Source organism: Treponema sp. (assembly GCF_045657965.1).
Classification (GTDB): domain Bacteria; phylum Spirochaetota; class Spirochaetia; order Treponematales; family Treponemataceae; genus Treponema_D.
On sequence record NZ_JAZOUG010000124.1, the window covers coordinates 1 to 1,913 of the forward strand.

Consider the following 1,913-nt stretch of genomic DNA (forward strand, 5'->3'; position numbering starts at 1 on the left):
GCAAATCCAAGCGACCCGCACTTTATTAAAACCGTATTCGGTATGGGGTATCTCTTTGAAAATTAAAACACAGCTCCGAATTTTTTTAATCGGAGTAATATTAGTACCTGTCTTAGCAGCTTTTTCACTTCCAGTTTATCATTACCTGAACCGCCCTGAACGAATGTTATTTGACGGCTATAAACAGGTACGGCAGTTAAATGACTATCCTCTTTCAAAACGGGACATAAGTGTATTCAAACAGCTTTTACACACACTCCCGCCGAACGTGGAATTCATGATTCTTGCAGATTTTGGAGATATCAACGAAATTCTTGTAAACACAATTCCGGAATTTCAGGAAAGAAAAATTATCAACGAAGACGAACTCTTCCAGTTCATGAATGAAACAAGCAATAGTTTTTTTTATCAGATTGTTTCACCTCCTCTTGAAACCGTAGCAGACATAATTTTTATAAGCAGAATTAACCGTGATTATGCGCACGACAAAAAAAACGGTTTTTTTGAACGTGCGGTCAGAAACGCAATGATTTTCATTGCAGTCTTTGAAATTTTCTGCATTTTACTCATAATAAGTCTTTCAAACACTATTTCGCGCTCAATCACAATTCTAAACAAAAATACGCAAAAAATAGCAGACGGCGAATTAGACGTAAAACTTGAATACGAAAAAAATACTAAAACAGACAATGAAATAACCTCGCTCACCGAAAACCTTGACAAAATGCGTCTTACAATCAAAGACAATGAAGAACGTCGTACAAAATTTATCATGGGAATCAGTCACGATTTAAGAACGCCGGTTGCAGTAATCAAAGGCTACACAGAAGCAATGATTGAAGGATTTTATGACACGCCAGAGGAAAACAAAAATTCACTTGCAATCATAAGTTCAAAAACTGAGCAGCTTGAAACAATGATTAATACGCTCATAAATTTCGTAAAATTAAATCAGACTGACTGGCTCCAGCAGCTCAAAGAACAAAATATCGTACCTATATTTCAGGAATTTGCAGAAGGAGCCGTTACAACAGGTGGAATTTTCAAACGGAATGTAACAGCAGACATCAAACTCACTGAAGAAATTCTGCTTCCTTTCGACAAAGAACTTGTTCAGCGCGCATTAGAAAACCTCTTTTCAAATGCACTGCGTTACACAAACGAAAATGATTCAATTGAAATCAGTGCTGCCGAAGAAAATAATGGAAACAGCAATAAAAATCTTGTTTTCAAAATTAAAGACTCTGGAATCGGCATTAAAGAAGAAGACCTCGAAAAGATTTTTGACATGTTCTACAGAGCCAGCTCTTCCCGCCGTGAAGAAGGTATGGGAATAGGGTTAGCCACAGTTATGACAATCATAAAAGCTCATGGCTGGCAGATTGGCGTCAATTCAGAATACGGAAAAGGCTCAGAGTTTGTAATTACAATTCCATTAAAGCTCTTCCAGGAAACGGTTTAATAAAAGAATTCCACGCCGGTTAAGTGAATAAATCATATCACCATCTGGCATTTTTTTTACGGAAGCAAGGCGTTTTTTTTTCCATTTTGAAAAAACACCGTCAGTTCTATCGGCACCAATCCGTTCTGAAAGTGATTTATTAAACCGGTTCTTAAAATTCTGCGCACTCACCCCTTCAAGACGCCTGAAACCAAGCATTAAAAATTCAAATTCTAAAGTTTCTTTATCCAGATTTTCAACATTTCGTTTTAATTCAGTAAAGACATCTGATTCATTCAGTTTAGAAAAAGCCTTTGAAACACCTTCATAGTAAGCAGGAATAGAAAGAGTATTTGTCCATCGTAAGGAATATTCAGAATCAAAATTGTAGACAGTTCCGCTTGCACCGGCACCACAGCCAATGTAATTTTCCTGTTGCCAGTAAGTCATATTATGAACGCTTTCACAGCCT

1 protein-coding gene and 1 pseudogene are annotated in these 1,913 nt (G+C 37.0%); one reads left to right on the top strand and one right to left on the bottom strand.

Features of this window, described 5'->3' with window-relative positions; genetic code table 11:
- The first annotated feature begins 55 nt into the window (after positions 1 to 55).
- On the top strand, positions 56 to 1,462 hold the full coding sequence (locus ACKI5B_RS04540; protein ID WP_407426271.1) for a sensor histidine kinase: 1,407 nt from the start codon (positions 56 to 58) through the stop codon (positions 1,460 to 1,462).
- Here ACKI5B_RS04540 and ACKI5B_RS04545 read toward each other — a convergent pair.
- Positions 1,436 to 1,913 (bottom strand): annotated as a pseudogene (locus tag ACKI5B_RS04545) (hypothetical protein); the annotation flags it as partial. The gene ACKI5B_RS04540 and the pseudogene ACKI5B_RS04545 sit on opposite strands and share 27 nt — an antisense overlap.